At 71.3% G+C, this 17,496-nt stretch carries 17 protein-coding genes; 7 read left to right on the plus strand and 10 right to left on the minus strand.

All coding sequences use genetic code 11. The annotated features are described in order from the left end of the window. Positions 1 to 13: 13 nt before the first annotated feature. The gene (locus ABZY45_RS15810; RefSeq protein ID WP_356740198.1) at positions 14 to 949 is read right to left on the minus strand and encodes an NADP-dependent oxidoreductase; all 936 of its coding nucleotides are present in this window, start codon (positions 947 to 949) and stop codon (positions 14 to 16) included. Positions 950 to 985: 36 nt separating this feature from the next. Further along, a complete protein-coding gene (locus tag ABZY45_RS15815) occupies positions 986 to 1,624 on the minus strand; it encodes an NAD(P)-binding domain-containing protein (protein ID WP_356740200.1) in 639 nt (212 codons plus the stop codon). Positions 1,625 to 1,728: 104 nt separating this feature from the next. Between ABZY45_RS15815 and ABZY45_RS15820 the strand changes: the two genes are divergently transcribed. From ABZY45_RS15820 to ABZY45_RS15830, 3 genes are all read left to right on the plus strand, one after another. Then, entirely contained in the window at positions 1,729 to 2,070 is a 342-nt protein-coding gene (locus ABZY45_RS15820) for a helix-turn-helix domain-containing protein (RefSeq protein WP_356740202.1), read from the plus strand. A gap of 116 nt (positions 2,071 to 2,186) precedes the next feature. After that, complete coding sequence (locus tag ABZY45_RS15825) at positions 2,187 to 3,209, plus strand: phosphotransferase family protein (RefSeq protein WP_356740204.1); 1,023 nt, start codon at positions 2,187 to 2,189, stop codon at positions 3,207 to 3,209. An 8-nt stretch (positions 3,210 to 3,217) separates the two neighbouring features. Further along, positions 3,218 to 4,432, plus strand: a complete 1,215-nt coding sequence (locus ABZY45_RS15830; protein ID WP_356740206.1) for an acyl-CoA dehydrogenase family protein — start codon at positions 3,218 to 3,220, stop codon at positions 4,430 to 4,432. A 42-nt stretch (positions 4,433 to 4,474) separates the two neighbouring features. Here the strand turns inward: ABZY45_RS15830 and ABZY45_RS15835 are convergent, their stop codons facing one another. Continuing rightward, positions 4,475 to 5,782 (minus strand): M28 family metallopeptidase, encoded by a 1,308-nt coding sequence (locus tag ABZY45_RS15835; RefSeq protein WP_356740208.1) that lies wholly within the window; start codon positions 5,780 to 5,782, stop codon positions 4,475 to 4,477. A 443-nt stretch (positions 5,783 to 6,225) separates the two neighbouring features. On the opposite strand from ABZY45_RS15835, the gene ABZY45_RS15840 reads away from it, so the two are divergent. Then, positions 6,226 to 6,834, plus strand: coding sequence for a DUF642 domain-containing protein (locus tag ABZY45_RS15840; RefSeq protein WP_356740210.1), 609 nt, complete (start codon positions 6,226 to 6,228; stop codon positions 6,832 to 6,834). Positions 6,835 to 6,858: 24 nt separating this feature from the next. Here the strand turns inward: ABZY45_RS15840 and ABZY45_RS15845 are convergent, their stop codons facing one another. The 3 genes from ABZY45_RS15845 to ABZY45_RS15855 are packed head-to-tail and all read right to left on the minus strand — an operon-like array spanning position 6,859 to position 9,917. Next, complete coding sequence (locus tag ABZY45_RS15845; RefSeq protein WP_356740212.1) at positions 6,859 to 7,452, minus strand: TetR/AcrR family transcriptional regulator; 594 nt, start codon at positions 7,450 to 7,452, stop codon at positions 6,859 to 6,861. 36 nt (positions 7,453 to 7,488) lie between these two features. Then, positions 7,489 to 9,156 carry an AMP-binding protein gene (locus tag ABZY45_RS15850; RefSeq protein WP_356740214.1) on the minus strand — a complete coding sequence of 556 codons (1,668 nt, stop codon included), beginning with the start codon at positions 9,154 to 9,156 and terminating at the stop codon, positions 7,489 to 7,491. Beyond that, positions 9,153 to 9,917: an SDR family oxidoreductase gene (locus ABZY45_RS15855; RefSeq protein WP_356740216.1), complete on the minus strand. Its 765-nt coding sequence runs from the start codon at positions 9,915 to 9,917 to the stop codon at positions 9,153 to 9,155. Before ABZY45_RS15855 ends, ABZY45_RS15850 begins: the two co-directional genes overlap by 4 nt. 172 nt (positions 9,918 to 10,089) lie before the next feature. On the opposite strand from ABZY45_RS15855, the gene ABZY45_RS15860 reads away from it, so the two are divergent. Further along, complete coding sequence (locus tag ABZY45_RS15860) at positions 10,090 to 11,358, plus strand: DUF1343 domain-containing protein (protein WP_356740218.1); 1,269 nt, start codon at positions 10,090 to 10,092, stop codon at positions 11,356 to 11,358. Between the two features lie 87 nt (positions 11,359 to 11,445). On the opposite strand, the gene ABZY45_RS15865 is transcribed toward ABZY45_RS15860, so the two are convergent. After that, positions 11,446 to 14,274, minus strand: coding sequence for a penicillin acylase family protein (locus tag ABZY45_RS15865; RefSeq protein ID WP_356740220.1), 2,829 nt, complete (start codon positions 14,272 to 14,274; stop codon positions 11,446 to 11,448). Positions 14,275 to 14,506: 232 nt separating this feature from the next. Here ABZY45_RS15865 and ABZY45_RS15870 point away from each other — a divergent pair, with 232 nt between their 5' ends. After that, a complete protein-coding gene (locus tag ABZY45_RS15870) occupies positions 14,507 to 15,118 on the plus strand; it encodes a hypothetical protein (RefSeq protein WP_356740222.1) in 612 nt (203 codons plus the stop codon). A 125-nt stretch (positions 15,119 to 15,243) separates the two neighbouring features. On the opposite strand, the gene soxR is transcribed toward ABZY45_RS15870, so the two are convergent. After that, positions 15,244 to 15,717, minus strand: a complete 474-nt coding sequence (soxR, locus tag ABZY45_RS15875; protein ID WP_356740224.1) for a redox-sensitive transcriptional activator SoxR — start codon at positions 15,715 to 15,717, stop codon at positions 15,244 to 15,246. Positions 15,718 to 15,876: 159 nt separating this feature from the next. Here soxR and ABZY45_RS15880 point away from each other — a divergent pair, with 159 nt between their 5' ends. Then, positions 15,877 to 16,338, plus strand: a complete 462-nt coding sequence (locus tag ABZY45_RS15880) for a MaoC family dehydratase (RefSeq protein WP_356740226.1) — start codon at positions 15,877 to 15,879, stop codon at positions 16,336 to 16,338. Between the two features lie 119 nt (positions 16,339 to 16,457). On the opposite strand, the gene ABZY45_RS15885 is transcribed toward ABZY45_RS15880, so the two are convergent. Continuing rightward, positions 16,458 to 17,081 (minus strand): TetR/AcrR family transcriptional regulator, encoded by a 624-nt coding sequence (locus ABZY45_RS15885; RefSeq protein WP_356740228.1) that lies wholly within the window; start codon positions 17,079 to 17,081, stop codon positions 16,458 to 16,460. 84 nt (positions 17,082 to 17,165) lie between these two features. Next, on the minus strand, positions 17,166 to 17,456 hold the full coding sequence (locus ABZY45_RS15890; RefSeq protein WP_356740230.1) for a YiaA/YiaB family inner membrane protein: 291 nt from the start codon (positions 17,454 to 17,456) through the stop codon (positions 17,166 to 17,168). Positions 17,457 to 17,496 lie beyond the last annotated feature (40 nt).

Genomic DNA, 17,496 nt, shown 5'->3' on the forward strand with positions numbered 1-17,496 from the left:
CGGCCGTACGGTCTCAGCCGTCCCAGTCCACGGTGACGACGATCTTGCCCCTGGTGCGCCCCTGCTCGTTGAGCCGGTAGGCGTCCATGGCCTGTTCGAGCGGGAAGACCCGGTCCACGTGTACGGAGACGACCCCCTGCTCGGCCAGTTCCGCGAGGTGGGTGAGGTCGGCGGCGTCGGGCCGTACGAAGGCGTAGCGCCCGCCGTAGGAGAAGACCTCGGCGTCCGCGATGGACGCGAGCCGGCCGTCGGGGGCGAGGGTCTCGGCGGAGACCCGGAGGGCCTCCCCGCCCACGGTGTCGAACGCCGCGTCGAAGCCCTCGGGGTTCAGGGCCCGCAGCCGGGCGGCGAGCCCGTCGCCGTACTCCACCGGCTCGCCGCCCAGCTCGCGTACGTAGTCGTGGTTGTGGGGCCCTGCGGTGCCGACGACCCGGCAGCCCGCGTGCCGGGCGAGCTGGACGGCGAGCGAGCCGACGCCCCCGGCCGCCGCGTGGACCAGGACGGTCTCGCCCTCCTGGATCCTCAGGGTGCGGTGCAGCACCTGGTGTGCGGTGAGGCCGCACAGCGGCAGGCCGGCGGCTTCCTCGAAGCTCAGGCTCAGCGGCTTGCGGGCGAGGGTGCGCACTGGGGCGGCGACGTATTCGGCGAAGGTGCCGCGCGAGAGGAAGTCCTCGCGGACGTAGCCGATGACCTCGTCCCCCACCTCGAACTCGTCGACGGCCGCGCCGGGCTGGACGACGACCCCGGAGACGTCCCAGCCGGGGATGACGGGGAAGACGGCTTCGAGCCCGGCCTGGAGGTAGCCCTCGCGCGCCTTCCAGTCGACGGGGTTCACGGCCGCGGCCCGCACCTTCACCAGGACCGAGTCGGGGCCCACCTTCGGGTCGGGCCGCTCGCCGTACTCCAGGACGTCGGCCGTGCCGTACCTGCTGTAGCTGATCGCCTTCATCCTCCGACGATCGGCGTGGGCCGGAGTCCCCGCAACTCAGGCCGTGACGGCCTCGAAGGGCGGCAGCAGCGTGCGCGGGTCGTGGCCGGAGTGCCATAGCCCGATGAGGAACGCCGTGGTCGCCTCCAGGTACGCGGCCCGGTCGAGCCCGCCCACGGGCAGCGGGACGCAGCCGAGGTCCCGGACCAGGGTGCCGACCGCCTCCAGCGCGCCGGCGTCGTCCCCGCACAGCGGGACGGCGACCGGTCCTTCGGCGAAGGCGGGCGGGTCGAGACGCCACACGGAGTCGGGCAGGTGGTTGAAGGCCTTGACGACCCGTGCTCCGGTGAGGTCGGCGATGGTGCGGGCGGCGCCCGGGCCCGTGCCGGTGGTGAGCCGGAAGCCGGGCCCGACGGCGTTGGTGCAGTCGACGAGCAGCCGGCCGCGCAGCGCCCCGTCCGCAGCGCCGAGTGCCGTGAGGACGCCCGCCACGGCGTCGTAGGGCAGGGCGAGCAGGGTGGCGTCGCCGAAGACGGCCGCTTCCCGCAGGGTGCCGGCGCTCTGGCCGGTGCGTTCCGCGAGTGCCCCGGCCCGTTCCGCGGACCGCCCGCCGAACAGCACCTGATGGCCGGCCGCCGCCCAGCGTCCGCCCAGCGCTTCCGCCATGTTGCCGGTCCCGATGATGCCGATGCGCATGTCTCTCTCCCCTGAACACCCGTCACGTAGCGTCGTACCGAAGGGGACGTTAGGGGACCCGTTACGCACCGTTCGGTGCCTGACGGGCGAGGGAAGGGAAGCTCATGGACCGACTGCTCGCGGACTGCCGGGCGCGGCTCGGCTTCGACCTGCTGGGCAACACCTGGAATCCCGTCGTGCTGTACGCGCTCGGCGCGGGGCCCCGGAGGCCGGGTGAACTGCGTACGGAGATCGGCGGCATCAGCTCCAAGGTGCTGACCGAGACACTGCGCAGGCTGGAGGAGTACGCCCTGGTGGAGCGCCGGGCCTACGCCGAGGCGCCGCCGCGCGTGGAGTACGCCCTGACCGAACTCGGCCGGACGCTCCTGGAGCCGATCGAGGCGCTGGGCCGCTGGTCGGCGGCGCACGGGGACGCGTTCGTGGCCGCGCAGGGCTGGGACGACTGACCCACGGCCGGGCGGGGAGCCGGAGATCACCTCCCGGATTCCGGAAGGACACTGGACGACATACCGACTGGTCGGCATCATGGTCCCGACGTCCAACCGCCCCGGAGGTGCGCACCATGAGCCCAGTCCATCCGCCAGGTCTCGATCTCGACCTGCTGCGCGGCCATCTCGACCGCGAGCGGCCGGGGCTGGTGAACGGACCGCTGGACGCCCGGGTGATCGAGGGCGGGCGGTCGAACCTCACCTACGTCGTCACCGACGGTACGGGCCGATGGGTCGTGCGCAGGCCCCCACTGGGGCACGTGCTGGCCACCGCGCACGACATGAAGCGTGAGCACAGGGTGATCAGCGCCCTGCACCCCACCGCGGTCCCGGTACCGGAGACCCTGCTGCTCTGCGAGGACGACTCGGTCATCGGCTCGCCCTTCTACGTCATGGAGTACGTCGAGGGCACCCCGTACCGCACCGCCCAGCAGCTCGCCCCGCTCGGCGCCGAGCGCACCCGGGGTGTCGTCCTGGGGCTCGTCGACACCCTGGTGGACCTGCACGCCGTCGATCCGGCATCCGTCGGGCTCGGCGACTTCGGGCGTCCGGACGGCTTCCTGGACCGGCAGCTCCGGCGCTGGGGCAAGCAGCTGGACGCCTCGCGCAACCGCGATCTCGCCGGGATCGACGAACTGCACGCCGCGCTCGGCAGGGAACTCCCCGTATCCCCCGCGCCCACCGTCGTCCACGGCGACTACCGCCTGGACAACGTCCTCATCGGCCAGGACGACCGGATCAAGGCGGTCCTGGACTGGGAGATGTCCACGCTCGGCGACCCGCTCACCGACCTCGGCCTGCTGGTGATGTACAGCTCCGACCTGGGCCTTCCCGAGTCACCCGTGTCCACCACGAGCGGTGCCCCGGGGCACCCGGACCCCGCCGAGCTGATCGAGCGCTACGCCGCCCGCTCCGGCCGTGACACCTCCGCCATCTCCTGGTACACCGCCTTCGCCTGGTTCAAGCTCGCCGTGATCCTCGAGGGCATCCACTACCGCTACACCCTGGGCCAGACCGTCGGCGCCGGCTTCGACCGCATCGGCGACCTGGTCCCGGTCTTCATCGCGCACGGCCTCACCACCCTCCAGGAAGGCTGAACACCCCTATGGACTTCGCATTCGACGCCCGGACCGAAGAGCTGCGCACCAGGCTCCTCACGTTCATGGACGAGCACGTGTATCCGGCCGAGCAGGTCGCGGAGGAGCAGCGCGCGGCGCTGGCGTCGCCGTGGGACACCCCGCAGATCGTGGAGGACCTCAAGGCGGAGGCCCGCAGGCAGGGGCTGTGGAACGTCTTCCTCCCCGACGCGGAGTACGGCGCCGGCCTGACGAACCTCCAGTACGCCCCGCTGGCCGAGATCACCGGCCGCAGCCCGCATCTGGCCCCGACGGCGCTGAACTGCGCGGCCCCGGACACCGGGAACATGGAGGTGCTCTTCCAGTTCGGCTCCGAGGAGCAGAAGAAGCAGTGGCTGGAGCCGCTGCTCGCCGGTGAGATCCGCTCGGCCTTCGCGATGACGGAGCCGGAGGTGGCCTCGTCGGACGCGACGAACATCGAGACCCGGATCAGGCGGGACGGCGACGACTACGTCATCGACGGACGCAAGTGGTACATCTCCGGGGCGATGAACCCGGACTGTGCCGTCTTCATCGTGATGGGCAAGACCGACCCTGACAACGACGACATCCGCCGTCAGCAGTCCATGATCCTCGTCCCGCGCGACACCCCGGGCCTCGAAGTCCGGCGTGCGATGCAGGTGTACGGCTACGAGGACCACTCCCACGGCGGTCACGCCGAGGTCGTGTTCACCGACGTACGCGTGCCCGCCGCCAATCTGATCGGCGAGGAGGGCGGCGGCTTCGCCATCGCCCAGGCCCGGCTGGGGCCGGGCCGGATCCACCACTGCATGCGGCTGATCGGCATGGCCGAGCGCGCGATCGAGCTGATGTGCAGGCGTGCCGTGGCCCGTACGGCCTTCGGCAAGCCGCTGGCGCAGCAGGGTGTCGTGCAGAACTGGATCGCGGACGCCAGGGTGACGGTGGAGCAGCTGCGGCTGCTGGTGCTGAAGACGGCGTGGCTCATGGACACGGTGGGCAACCGCGGCGCGCACACGGAGATCCAGTCGATCAAGATCGCCACCCCGCGCGCGGTGGTGGACATCCTCGACCAGGCGGTGCAGCTGTACGGCGCCGGAGGCGTCAGCCAGGACTTCCCGCTGGCCGAACTCTGGTCCTCGGCGCGGACGCTGCGGCTGGCGGACGGTCCGGACGAGGTGCACCAGAGGTCGCTGGCACGGCGCGAGATCAAGAAGTACCTCTGACAGCCGTACGGGGAGGCGCCCGGCCGGCGCCTCCCCGGCGGTTCAGAAGGTGAGCTGCCAGCTGTCGATGTAACCGGTGTCCTGTGCGGCGACGTCCCTGACCTGGAGCTTCCAGGTCCCGTTCGCGGTCTCCGCCGACGCGTTGACGGTGTACGTCGTGATCACGTTGTCGGCCGAGTCGCTGCCGCTGGAGTTCTTCAGCCGGTACGCGGTCCCGTCGGGTGCGAGCAGGTCGACGACGAGGTCACCCCGGTAGGTGTGCTTGATGTCCACCCCGACCTTGAGGGCGGACGGGGCGTTGCCCGTGCGTCCGGTCACCGCGACCGAGGAGGTCACGGCGGCGCCGTTGTCGGGCACGTCGACGTTGGCGGCGTTGCTGAAGACGGTCCCGGTCGGCGGGGTGACCGTGCCCGCGGAGAGGGTCCACACCGCGTGGGCCACCGCGTCGCTGTTGCGGTCCAGGGCGGTGTCGTTGATGTTCGCCGTCGTGTCGCACGAGGAGTGGTAGCAGCGGTCGAAGGCCTGGCCGGCGGTTCCGCCCCACTTCTGGGCCTGGGCGCTGGTCTTGGTGTAGTCCGCCCCGGAGAACAGTCCGCCCACCGGCACGCCCGCGTTCTTGAACGGGGCGTGGTCGGAACGGCCGTCGCCCTCGGTCTCGATCTCCGTGGGTATCGACAGACCGGCGTAGTAGTCCTTGAAGGTCTGCTCGATGACCGGGTCGTCGTCGTAGACGAAGTAGCCGGGGTTGGGCGAGCCGATCATGTCGAAGTTGAGGTAGCCGGCGAGCTTGGAACGCTCGGTGGTGGCCAGGTTGTTGACGTAGTACTTGGAGCCGACGAGCCCCAGCTCCTCGGCTCCCCACCAGGCGAAGCGCAGGTGCTTGTCCGGTGCGAGGCCGGCGCGGGAGACGGCGAGGGCGGTCTCCAGCACGGCTGCCGATCCGGAGCCGTTGTCGTTGATGCCGGGGCCGGAGGTCACCGAGTCGAGGTGGGATCCGGCCATGAGGACCTGGTTCGGGTCGCCGCCCGGCCAGTCGGCGATCAGGTTGTAGCCGGTGGCGCCTCCGGAGGTGAACTGCTGGAGCGTCGTGGTGTATCCGGCGGCGTCGAGCTTGGCCTTCACGTAGTCGACGGACGCCTTGTAACCGGCCCTGCCGTGGGCCCGGTTGCCGCCGTTGGCGGTGGCGATCGACTGGAGTTGGGTGAGGTGCGCCTTGACGTTGGCGAGCGGGATGTCGGGGGCCGCGGCGACGGCCGCCGGAGCGGCCTGGACGGCGGGTGCCGCGGTCGCCAGCAGCGCCGCGACGGCGAGTGCGGCGACGGGGAGGGATCTGAGGCGGACAGGTCTCATCGTTGGCTCCGGATTCCGTTCGGGGACTGACGGAACGTGCGGGGGGTCACAGGGCCGTGCACGGCCCTGGGCCTGGAGCGGTGGGGCTGGATGTGCGCCCCCGATGCTCATGTAGGTGACCGCGTACCGTCAAGGTGGAATCCGGACAGGCGTGTTCGCTCACCGGACGGATGTGCGGCCTGTCCGGGAGTCAGGGGCCCGAGCGGTCCTGCGTTTCTCGCGCCCGGGCGGGCTCTCTCGACGGGGCCCGCTCTCCGCGTGTGCCGGAGCACTCGATGCCCGGCCGCGCGCCGGGGGCGTGCTTTCGCGGTGTTCTGCCTGCTCAGCGCGCCTCACGCGCCGTGGCCCGGCCTCTTGGCGGGGCATGCCGGGGGCCGCACACTCCGATTGGGCTCCCGGCCGGGAGTCCCGCCCCTGGCGTCGCGTGAACCGAAAGGCCCTCCATGCGCCCGCTCCAGCTGTCCGCCGCCCTGTTCGCCGCCCTCCTGCTGACCGCCGTCTCCGCCACGACCGCCTCGGCCCAGACTCGGACCGTCCCGGCGGACTTCGCCGACGGAGGCTTCGAGGTGCCCGTCGTCCCCGCTCCGGCCCCCTTCACCACGGTCCTCGGCGGGCAGACCGCGGGTCCCTGGGCGGTGGGCGGTGACAGCGTCGACGTGACGTCCGACCGGCTCTGGGACGCGGCCGAGGGCAGCCAGTCCCTGGACCTCAACGGCACGACGTCCGGCAGCGTCTCGCAGGTGATACCGACGCTCCCGCTGACCTCGTACGTCGTCAGCTTCGAGCTGGCCGGCAACCCGGCGTGGGCCCCGGCCCTGAAGACGGGTGAACTCAGAGTCGACGGGGCGCTCGTGAAGAGCTTCAGCTTCGACGTCACCGGCCGCCAGTTCCGCGACATGGGCTACACCCGGCAGACCGCCATCTTCACCAACCTGCTGAAGGGCTCCGTCACCCTGACGTTCACGAGCACCAGTCCCGGGCCCGGCGGCCCGGTCGTCGACGACGTGAAGGTCCGCAGTTGCCTGCTGGTCCTCTGCCCGCCCGCCCACTGAGCCGGCTGGCGGTCCGGGCGGCGGTCAGGGGCGCAGGGCCCTCAGCAGCAGGTCGGCCAGGTGGTCGGCGACCTCCTGCTGGCTGAGCGGGCCGTCCGGGCTGTACCACGTGGACAGGTGGTGGACCGAGCCGAAGTGGTAGTCGACGACCAGGTCCGCCGGGGTCGCGGAGGAGAACACACCGAGGCGCTGACCCTCCTCGATCAGGGCACGGAAGCGCTCGTGGTAGCGGCGGCGCTCGATCCGCACCTGCTTGTTCTTCTCCGGGCTCAGGTGGTGCATGGAGCGGAAGAAGATCGAGGCGTCGTCGAGGTTCTCGATGGTCGTGACGACCACGTCAGCCGCCGCGTCGCGCAGCCGCTGCTCGATCGGCGCCTCGGCGTCCGCGAAGGCGTCGAGCCGCTCCTGCTGGAGCCGCAGCACCCGGGCGTAGACCTCTTGGAGGAGATCCTCCTTGGAGCCGAAGTAGTGGTAGAGCGCGCCCTTGGTGACTCCCGCCGCCTCGACGATCTCCTGGACCGAGGTGCGGTCGTAGCCGCGCTCGGCGAACAGGCGGGTGGCGGCGGCCAGCAGCCTCTGGGGGACGGGGGTACCGTCCCCGTCCGTCGCCTTGGCCATTGCCGCCACCTGCCCTCTCGTACCGCGTGAACTGTTCTAACGGGGGGAACGCAGTTCCCGCCTGAGGATCTTCCCACTCGCCGTCTTGGGGAGCTCGGTCAGGATCTCCACCTCGCGCGGGTACTTGTACGCGGCCAGCCGTTCCTTGCAGTAGGCGCTGAGCTCGCCGGGCTCCGCGTCGGCGCCCGGACGCAGGCTGACGTAGGCCCGGACCGTCTCTCCGCGGTAGGCGTCCGGCACACCGACGACGGCGGCCTCCCGGACCGCCGGGTGGGTGTAGAGGACGTCCTCGACCTCCCGGGGCCACACCTTGAAACCGGAGGCGTTGATCATGTCCTTCTTGCGGTCGACGACGTAGAGCCAGCCCGCCGTGTCCATGAAGCCGATGTCACCGGTGCGCAGCTCCCCGTCCGGGAAGGCCGCCTCGGTCGCCTCGGGCAGATTCCAGTAGCCGGAGACGACCTGGGGACCGCGTACGGCGATCTCGCCCTGCTCGCCGAAGGGGACGTCGTCGCCCTTCTCGTCGATGATCCGGACCAGGGTGTCGGGACCGGGGACACCGACGGACAGCGTCCCCGAGACGGGATCGACGGGCGCTTCGTGCTCCGGGGGTACGGAGGCACAGGGCGCGGTGCACTCGGTGAGTCCGTAGCCGTTGCGGATGTACGGGCCGAAGCCGTCGCGGAACTTCTCGACCAGCGCGGGCGGCAGCGGTGCGCCGCCGGAGGAGATCACCTGGAAGGAGGCGAAGTGCTCCCGGGTGGCGGCCGGGTGCGCGGCGAGCGCCATGAAGGCGGTCGAGGGGCCCACCGTGTACGCGGGCCGGTGCTCCGCGAAGGCCTCCAGGACGACGCTCGCCTCGAAGCGGTAGGCGAGGACCAGGGTGCCCGCGTTGGCGACACAGGCGGCGAGCTGGCAGACCATGCCGGTGATGTGGAAGAGCGGCGCGAGCGCGAAGTAGGCGGAGCCCTCGGCGATGGGGTGGCCGGCGCGCTGGCGCTCGGCGTTGACCATGATGTTGCCCTGGGAGTTCATGGCGCCCTTGGGGGTGCCGCTCGTTCCCGAGGTGTAGCTGATCAGGGCGGTGTCCGACGCGGTGAGCTCCCGGTCCGCCGGGGCGGGCAGGCCACGGCGCGCGACGGTCACCAGGTCATGGGCCCACGCTTCGGGGCCGGGTGCGGGGAGCCGTTCGAAGCCGAGCACGCGCGGGTCGTCGGCCGACTGGAGGTCGAGCTCGCAGGCGGTGACGGCGATCGTCACGCTCGGGGCGGCCTCGGCGGTGGCCCGCAGATAGGACTCCCACGCCCGGTCCGAACAGATCAGCGCGGTCACCCCGGCGTCCTTCAGCACGTGCCCGACCTCGCCGGACTTGTACATCGGGTTGAGCGGGACGACGGTCGCGCCCGCCTTCCAGGCGCCGAGCAGGGCGAGCACGAAGTGCGGCGTGTTCTGCAGCATGATGGCGACCCGGTCGCCGCGCCGCAGCCCTTCGGCGGCAAGGTGCCCCGCCACGGAGTCGGACAGTCCGTCGGTCTCGCGGTAGCTGAGGCGTCCGTCGAAGTAGGCGAGGGCGGTGTGCTCCGGGGCCCGCGCCACGGCCGCGCGGAAGGCGTGGACCATGGTCTCGGCGGGGTGGACGGGGGCGAGCTGGGCCTCGCTGAGCAGGGCGGTCCAGGGCTTCGCCGCGTAGATCGAGTCGCTCATGCGCGGGCTCCCTCCCACTTCTGCTGGAGGTGGTTCATGTTGCCGATCCACTGGTCGGGATCCTTGGCACGGGCGCGGTAGTAGCCCGCCACCTCGGGGTGGGGCAGGACCAGGAAGCGGTCCTGCTCCATGGCCTCGAACAGGGCGTCGGCGACGGCCTCCGGCTCGATGGCGGTGGGGGCGAGCACGAGGTCGCCCGCGGATCCGGCCGCGGTGAGCATGTCCGTACGCACGCCCTGGGGGCAGATCGTGTGGACCTTGACGCCGCGGTGCCGGTAGGTGAGCGAGAGCCACTCCGCGAAGGCGACGGCGCCGTGCTTGGTGACGCTGTACGGGGCCGCGCCGATCATCGTCAGCAGGCCCGCCGCCGACGCGGTCGAGACGAACCGGCCACTGCCGCGCTCCAGCCACTCGGGCAGCAACGCCCGGGCCGCGCGGACGTGTGCCATGACGTTGACGTCCCAGGCGGCGGCCCAGACGTCCTCCTCGGCGAAGGCGTCTCCTCCCGACGCGAGACCGGCGTTGGCGCAGTAGACGTCGATGGTGCCGTCGAGCGCGTCGCGTGCGGCGTCCACGATCGTCGAGGCGTCCCCCGCGACCGCGGTGGCGCCGATCTCCTCGGCGAGCGCCTCGATCCGGCCGCCGTCGAGGTCGTTGACGACGACCCGCGCGCCCTCGGTGGCGAACTTGCGGGCGAGAGCGGCTCCGATGCCGCCCCCGGCTCCCGTTACCACTACGCCAGCGCCCTGCACCGTACTCATCGGTCCCGCCTCTCTCAGCCGTCTTCCCCGGCAGACTAACCAGTCGGTATGTGATCGGGGAAGGGGTTCGGGGCAGGACTGGGAATCTGCCCAGTCGTGGCCGTTCCGTGCGGCCCGCACCCGCGCTAGCGTGCGTGACCATGACAGTCGGCGCGATCATGGAGGTAGTGGAATGACCCTGTCCAGACGTGGTGTGCTGTCCGTCGGCGGAGCGCTGGGCGCCCTCGCGGCGACCGCGGCCGGCCCCGGGACGGCCCTGGCCGCCGGGCGGGGCCCCGGGGGCTCGCAGACCCGGGTCCGCACCGGCTTCGAACGGCTGGCGGCCGACGGCTACCGGCTGCTCGCCGGGCAGAAGGTCGGCGTCGTCACCAACCCCACGGGAATCACCCGGGACGTGGGGCACATCGTCGACGTGATGCATCCCGACGACCGGGTGGACCTGACCGCCGTGTTCGGTCCGGAGCACGGCTTCCGCGGGACCGCGCAGGCGGGCGGCTCGGAGGGCCGCTACGACGATCCGGCGACCGGGCTGCCGGTCTACGACACGTATCTGAAGAGCGGCAAGCCGCTCGCCGACGTCTTCACCGCCTCGGGCGTGGACACGGTGGTCTTCGACATCCAGGACGCGGGCGCGCGCTTCTACACGTACATCTGGACGCTGTACGACTGCATGGAGGCGGCGGCGCTCGCCGGCAAGCGGTTCGTCGTCCTGGACCGGCCGAACCCGGTGACGGGGCGGGCGGCGCTGGGGCCCGTGCTCGACCCGGCCTTCGGTACGTTCGTGGGGCGCAGGGAGATCGCCCAGGCGCACGGCATGACGGTGGCGGAGCTCGCCCTGCTCTTCGCGGCGGAGTTCCTGGCGGACCAGCCGGTCGAGCTGGACGTCGTCAGGATGTCCGGCTGGCGGCGGTCGGACTTCTTCGACGAGACGGGCCTGCCGTGGGTGCCGCCGAGCCCGAACATGCCGACCCCGGAGACGGCGCTCGTCTACTCGGGCACCTGCCTGTTCGAGGGCACCAACCTCTCGGAGGGGCGCGGGACGACGCGCCCCTTCGAGCTGCTCGGCGCGGAAGGCGTCGACCACCGGTGGGCGGCTGCCGCGAACGCGCTGGAGCTGCCCGGAGTCGCCTTCCGCGAGGCGTACTTCGCGCCGACGTTCTCCAAGTTCCAGGGGAAGACGGTGGGCGGGGTGCAGCTGCACGTCCAGGACCGGGAGGTCTTCGACCCGGTACGCACGGGCATCGCGCTGCTGGTCACCGCGAAGCGGACGTGGAGCGGCTTCGCGTGGCGGCCGGACAACTGGATCGACAAGCTCACGGGCAACACACGGGTCCGCACGATGATCGACGCGGGCGCCGGCACCGACGAGGTGGTGGGGGCCTGGTCGGCGGATCTGGCCGCGTTCCGCGCGACGCGCAAGGAGTACCTCCTCTACCGGTGAGTACCGGCCGGTTCCGGGGGCGGCTGTCGCCCTCGGAACCGGCCGGGCCTGCGGTTGCCGGGCTCCCGTCTCCCACGGCCCGCGGAGTCAGCGGTGTGAGGGGAACTCCACGACCTGCTGGTACGTCGGCCGGTTCTGCCAGTGGATCGTCTTCTGCGAGATCCCGCCCAGCGGGCGGTGCACGATGGCGTCGGTGCACCACTGGTCGCCCGCGTCGCAGCTGTCGTCACCCGGATAGACGGTGGCAGCGGGGACGGCCGCCGCGGCCTTGAGGGTGCTCAACAGCGCGGAACGGCAGGCGCCCAGGTCCCCGTTGCCGCAGTAGGTCTTCGCCAGCGGCCCCTTGACCGTCTGCCCGAGCACCTGGCGCAGGTCCTTGTCGGCGAAGCCCCACCAGCCGTACTGGAAGGCGGACCCGCTGTGCGCCCCGCTCGGCCCGTGGCTGGCGGCCGGGGACTCGTCCGTGGCCAGGTTCGCGGTCAGCGCGGAGTAGAGCCCGTCGCCGAGCCCGGGCCGGAACTCCGCCTCGATCAGTTTCGGCCACCACGCGTCCATGACGCGTACCGCGTCGGCGTGGGTGTACGTGTGCGACCCCGGTGCCGTCTCCTTGCGCTGGGCGCCGGCGGCTCGCCAGGAGTCGAGCTTCTGGATCACCGCGTCGAGTTCCGGATCGGTGACCGGCTGGGAGCGCATCACCTTGAGCAGTTCGGGCAGCAGTTGCTCGCCGCGCAGATCGGTGAGCGCCGCGTCGGCCATGGCGCGGGTCAGGGAGGCACGGGTGACGCCGCCGTCCGCGACGAGCGCGGAGACCCGGTCGTCGAGCAGGTCGCCCCGGTGCACCGAGCCGAAGCCGAACGCGGCGGTGGAGTAGTCCTCGGCCTGCCGGTTGTTCCAGGAGATGTAGTAGTCCTGGCCACTGGAGTGCGGGTGTTCGGCGAACGGGGTGTAGTCGGTGGTGTTGGCCGCCGGGTCGTAGCCCCGCCATTCGTACGCCTTCTCGGCCTTGACCGGCAGCGCGGCGTCCACTCCCTCGGCGCGCACCGGGTTCATGCCGCTGTTGTAGTAGGCCGTGGTGCGCGAGTCGGCGTAGAACCAGTTGAAGGCGTAGTCGATGTGGCTCGCCGCCTGCTGGAAGGAGGCCGCGTCCGTCACGTACGCCGGGTCGTTGAGCAGCTGGAAGCCGATGATGGAGTCGGCCTCGTGGCGGTAGGTGGTGCGCAGCGCGGTGTAGGCGACGGGCTTGCCGTCGACGGTCGCGCGGTGCGTGACGATGCCGTACCCGGTCCTCCAGACCTGCATCCGGTAGGAGCCCGCGGCGGTGGAGTCGGCGACGGTGGGCTTCCAGGAGTTGGTGCGTTCCAGCTTCTCCATCGCGGTGCAGGCGCCCCGGAAGCGGTAGTGCGTGGAGTTCTTGGAGGGCGCGGAGCCGTCGGGTTCGCAGAGTTCGACGGCGTACGTGTCGGTGATGTCCTGTGCGGCCGAGGTGGCGCTCCAGGCGTAGTCCTGCCCCCGGCCCATCTGGATGTACATGCCGACTCCCGCGAAGGAGACGCCGCGGGCGCTGATGCCGGGGCCCTGGAGCTCCTGGAGCATCATCAGCTGCGGGGCGAAGTAGCCGGTCTGGGGGCCCATGACGGCGACGGGGTTTCCGCTCGCGGTGTGCTTGCCCGACACCAGGAGCGCGTTGGACATGCCCCGCTTGTTCGCGCCCTCGCCGGACCCGGGCAGCGAGCCCTCCGGTATGACGCCGTCGTCGTACATGCCCTGGAGGGGGGCGAGGGCGGCGGGCGCCTTCACCGGGGCCTTCGCGTTCGTGCCGGCGGAGCCGGTGCGGTCGTGTATCAGGGGTTCGGGGGTGACGGAGCCCGCGTCGGGGAGAGCGGTGCCACGCGCCACTTCGGGCTTCTCGGCGTACGGGAACGAGGTGCCGTCGTGGACGGTGAGGACCGCCTCCGGGTCGTTGCGCTGACGGAAGGACTCCCAGACGCGGGTGCCCTCCTGGACACCGTACTTCTGCTGGGCGGCGAGCAGGGAGAGCGCGGCCTGGACCTCGCCGCCGCCTCCCCCGCCGAACTGCCCGCCGACGACGGAGGCGATCGAGATCAGGTCGGTCAGTTTGAACGGCTGGATCTCGCCTACGTTGGTGATCGAGTCGATCTTTCCGGTGAGGACGTACTCGCCCGGGAAGTAGCGGCCGTTCTTCGACTTCACCCGGTAGGCGTTGATGCCGTCGACGTAGGCCTGGGCGTCGGCCATCGCCTGTTCGCCACGCGCGCCTTCGGTGGTCCTGATCCGCTCGACCTGGGCTTCGAGATCCGCCTCCGTGTACGGGGCCTGTGGCCAGAACTGCTGCTCCAGGCCCTGGTTGGCCAGTGCTCCCCCGGCGAACGAGGTCAGCTCGCCGCGCCCGATGTGCCGGAAGAGGTCCATCAGCCACAGCCGGTCCTGCCCGGCCGCGAACCCCGCGCCGAACTCGGTGCCGTAGCGGGTGGTGCCCTTGATGTGGGGGACGCCGCTCTTCTTGTCCCGGGTGATCGTGACGTCCTCGCGCGGTTTCGTCACGGACTCCACCTGGTCCGCGGCGACACCGAACGAGGCGTCGTTGAAGAAGTCGGTCAGCTTCTGGTCGGTGAGGCTCGTGTGCCCCGCGACCAGGCCGTTGTAGCGGTCGAGTTGGTCGTCGCTGTGCGGGGGGTGGGTGCCGAACGCCTTGTTGCCGAGGATCTGGACGAGAGTGGCGTTGCCGTTCTCGCCGGGCGGCAGGATGTCCGCGCACCGGCCTTCGCAGTGGTCGGTGACGGCGAGAACTTCGGGCTCCGCCGCTCCGGCACTGGGGACCGTGGCGAGAAGGGACGTACCGAGAGCGAGAACCGCCGCGGCTGCGGCGGTTCTGAGCGTGCGGGTGCGTGGGGGCATGCGTGCTCCTCCGGGTGGCCGATGCGCCGGAGGTTACTGGCGGTACACCCCGCCGGTAAGATGAACATCAGTCACTTTTTCTGAATCGCCACATGCCGGTACACGGCCTCACGCAGGGCCTCACAAGGTCTGTCTCATTCCGTGGACCATTTCACCTTTCGATGGCACCGAATCGGGCAGTCGTACGTCCATCCCTTGACGCCGAAGTACGAGCGACGGAGGTGGCAGTGCCATGGCCGGTTTCCGGAGTCTTGCGAGACAGGTCCGCGACCCACGGGGCGATCTGGCCTTGCGGCGGTACTCGCTGCGCAAGTGCCTGGAACGATTCGCCCCCTACGGGCACCGGGCGACCTGGGACCATCTGTGCGCCCGGCACGGGATGGAACCCGAGGACCGGGCCCCTGACCCGGCGCGCCTGGTGCGCGCGCTGGAGGAACTGGAAGCGGCGCGGGCCGTCTGGCTCGCGTACGAGACGGGCTTCGCCGAGCGGCGGCGCCGTGAGAAGCACGACGGGCTGCGCCGGCCCGGCTCCTTCGACGACTGGCACCGGCGGACCTGGGGCGGAAACGGCATCGCGCACTGCGAGGATCCGGACGTCCATCCCAGCGCTCCCCTGCCCGAGGTCCTGGGGCGGCTGATCGCGGCCCTGGGGGCCAAGCCCGGGGCCGTCTGCCCGGTCTGCACGGGAGCCGGGATCGTCTGGCGCCAGGACCTGGACCGCGAACCCGGGTCGGGCCCGGTCTGCACGGGGTGCGGCATCGTGGTCCCGCGCCCGGTCCTCACGGCGGGGGCGCTGGCGAAGGCGAGGGGAGCGCGGACACGGGATCTGGCATCGGCCGCCTGAACGGACGCCACCGGGGCGTCCGGCTCAGCCGGGCACGCACCACGGCGTGGCGGGACGAGCGGACGGCTCGGCCGGGCACCCGTCCACGGGGTGGCGGGACAGCCCGCCGGAGTGCGTGCGCGCGCTCAGGGGCGGTCCGCCGCGCCCCGCTCGGGCATCAGACGCGAGCCGGTCAGCCGGTCGCCGAACACGTCGTCGGGGTTGGACAGCACGCAGGTCTCCAGCGAGAGACACCCGCAGCCGATGCAGTCGGTGAGGTGGTCCCGCAGGCGTCCCAGCTGCTTGATGCGCTCGTCCAGTTCCGAGCGCCACGCCTGCGAGAGCCGGGCCCAGTCCTCGTGGTTCGGCGTGCGCTCCTCCGGCAGCTCGGCCAGCGCCTTCCGGATCGTGGCGAGCGGGATGCCCACGCGCTGCGCGGCCCGCACGAACGCCACCCGGCGCAGCGCGTCCCTGGTGTAGCGGCGCTGGTTGCCGCTCGTACGCGTGCTGCTGATCAGGCCCTTGGACTCGTAGAAGTGCAGGGCCGACACCGCGGCGCCACTGCGGGCGGAGAGCTGACCGACGGTGAGTTCTTGGTATGTCTGCGGAATCTGTGGCACTCATCCCACCCTAGTGGCCGCACTCCGCCCCCCGCCGCCCTCCCGGAAAACCCGGCCGGTCCGTCGTTGACAGGGACGCGAGTCCCAACCATGCTGAGCAAGCGCTTAGACATCGCCCGGGACAGGGCGGACGACAGCCGGAAGGCAGGGACCAGAACCATGGCAGAGCCGAAGATCTTCACGTCCGCGCAGGAGCTGCGGGACGGAGTGGGCGAGGAGCTCGGTCACAGCGACTGGCTGGAGATCGAGCAGAAGAGGATCGACCAGTTCGCCGAGGCCACGGGCGACCACCAGTGGATCCACGTGGACCCGGAGCGCGCCGCCGCCGGCCCCTTCGGCACGACGATCGCGCACGGGTATCTGACGCTGTCGCTGCTGCCGGTGCTCGTGCCGCAGGTCCTGCAGGTCGAGGGCGCCAAGATGGGCATCAACTACGGGACCAACAAGGTGCGCTTCCCCTCGACGGTCCCGGTGGGCTCGCGGCTCCGCGCCACGGCCGTGCTGAAGAGCGTCGAGGAGGCGGGCGGCGGTGTGCAGGTGACCGCCCTCGTCACCGTCGAGCGCGAGGGCGGCGACAAGCCGGCCTGCGTCGCGGAGTCGGTGTCGCGCTACTACTTCTGAGCGACGGCGAACCGCTCCCGGCGCGCGGAGTGTGCCGGGGCGTGCCGTGGTGTGCCGGGGCGTGCCGTGGTGTGCCGGGCGCGCAGGGCGACATGGCGTGCCGGGCGCCCGGGACCACGTCACTTCTGGGCGCCCACCATGCGCAGGACGAGGTCGGCGTACAGGGTGCCGACCTCCTCGGGCGTCCGGCTGCCCTGCGCGTTGAACCAGCGCGCCACGTCGATGCAGAGGGACAGGACGGCGAGCGTGGTGCCGGGGACGTCCGGGACGTCGAACTCGCCCGCCCGGACACCGTCCCCGATGATCCGGCGCACCGCGGCGTCGCTCCGCCTGCGCAGGGCGACGATCTCGACGCGGTGCTCGTCGCCGAGGGCCTCCAGCTCGTACTGGACCACCCGGGCCGTGGTGTGCCGCTCCGCGTGCCAGCTGACGAAGGAACGGACCGCGTCGGCGAGCCTCTCGGCCGCCGTGCCGTCGCTGTCCGCCGCCGTCTCCAGGAGGCGCAGGGCCCGGTCGTGGCCGATCCTGCTGATCCTGTGCAGCAGCTCTTCCTTGGTCTTGTAGTGGATGTAGAGCGCGGCCGGGCTCATCCCGGCCCGGCCGGCGATGTCCCGGGTGGTGGTCGCGTGGTAGCCACGCTCGGCGAAGGCCTCGACGGCCGCGACGAGCAGCCGCCTCGCCGCCTCGGGCGTGACCTCGCTCCACGGCGTGTTGTCGCCGTCGGTCTCCTCCGCCGTGTCCATCGCCACGTGCCCCTTTCCGCTGGCAGGACGAACACCATACCCCGAACCTGAGCAAGCGCTTAGAGCGCTCGTGGGGTGAGATCGTCAGAGCTTCTGGAAGGGGTCGTGCTCGGCGAGGATCTTCTCCAGTCTGGCCTGGTCGACACGGCTGACGATCTGGCCCGCCTCCTGGCGGTCCCGGATGACCTTGGCGAGAGTGAAGCACGAGGTGACGAGGTAGAGGACGCCGATGGCCAGGAAAGCCCGCACCCAGGCGTCGGCGTCGAGGAAGAAGATACCGAGGGCCACCGCGCCCATCGCCACCCCGAAGGAGAGGACGGCCTGTCCGTAGAAGGCGGCGGTGCTCTGCTGCTTGACCGATGTCGAATCACTCATGCCGCACAGCATCCGGCGCGGTGGCGTACGCCGGTATCCG

Origin of the sequence: Streptomyces sp. NPDC006516 (assembly GCF_040611875.1) — a bacterium.
In the GTDB taxonomy this organism is placed as follows: Bacteria; Actinomycetota; Actinomycetes; order Streptomycetales; family Streptomycetaceae; genus Streptomyces.

Coding starts and splice junctions, on each gene's coding strand:
- ABZY45_RS15810 (WP_356740198.1), bottom strand. CDS start 949: ATGAAGGCGATCAGCTACAGCAGGTACGGCACGGCCGACGTCCTGGAG.
- ABZY45_RS15815 (WP_356740200.1), bottom strand. CDS start 1,624: ATGCGCATCGGCATCATCGGGACCGGCAACATGGCGGAAGCGCTGGGC.
- ABZY45_RS15820 (WP_356740202.1), top strand. CDS start 1,729: ATGGACCGACTGCTCGCGGACTGCCGGGCGCGGCTCGGCTTCGACCTG.
- ABZY45_RS15825 (WP_356740204.1), top strand. CDS start 2,187: ATGAGCCCAGTCCATCCGCCAGGTCTCGATCTCGACCTGCTGCGCGGC.
- ABZY45_RS15830 (WP_356740206.1), top strand. CDS start 3,218: ATGGACTTCGCATTCGACGCCCGGACCGAAGAGCTGCGCACCAGGCTC.
- ABZY45_RS15835 (WP_356740208.1), bottom strand. CDS start 5,782: ATGAGACCTGTCCGCCTCAGATCCCTCCCCGTCGCCGCACTCGCCGTC.
- ABZY45_RS15840 (WP_356740210.1), top strand. CDS start 6,226: ATGCGCCCGCTCCAGCTGTCCGCCGCCCTGTTCGCCGCCCTCCTGCTG.
- ABZY45_RS15845 (WP_356740212.1), bottom strand. CDS start 7,452: ATGGCCAAGGCGACGGACGGGGACGGTACCCCCGTCCCCCAGAGGCTG.
- ABZY45_RS15850 (WP_356740214.1), bottom strand. CDS start 9,156: ATGAGCGACTCGATCTACGCGGCGAAGCCCTGGACCGCCCTGCTCAGC.
- ABZY45_RS15855 (WP_356740216.1), bottom strand. CDS start 9,917: ATGAGTACGGTGCAGGGCGCTGGCGTAGTGGTAACGGGAGCCGGGGGC.
- ABZY45_RS15860 (WP_356740218.1), top strand. CDS start 10,090: ATGACCCTGTCCAGACGTGGTGTGCTGTCCGTCGGCGGAGCGCTGGGC.
- ABZY45_RS15865 (WP_356740220.1), bottom strand. CDS start 14,274: ATGCCCCCACGCACCCGCACGCTCAGAACCGCCGCAGCCGCGGCGGTT.
- ABZY45_RS15870 (WP_356740222.1), top strand. CDS start 14,507: ATGGCCGGTTTCCGGAGTCTTGCGAGACAGGTCCGCGACCCACGGGGC.
- ABZY45_RS15880 (WP_356740226.1), top strand. CDS start 15,877: ATGGCAGAGCCGAAGATCTTCACGTCCGCGCAGGAGCTGCGGGACGGA.
- ABZY45_RS15885 (WP_356740228.1), bottom strand. CDS start 17,081: ATGGACACGGCGGAGGAGACCGACGGCGACAACACGCCGTGGAGCGAG.
- ABZY45_RS15890 (WP_356740230.1), bottom strand. CDS start 17,456: ATGAGTGATTCGACATCGGTCAAGCAGCAGAGCACCGCCGCCTTCTAC.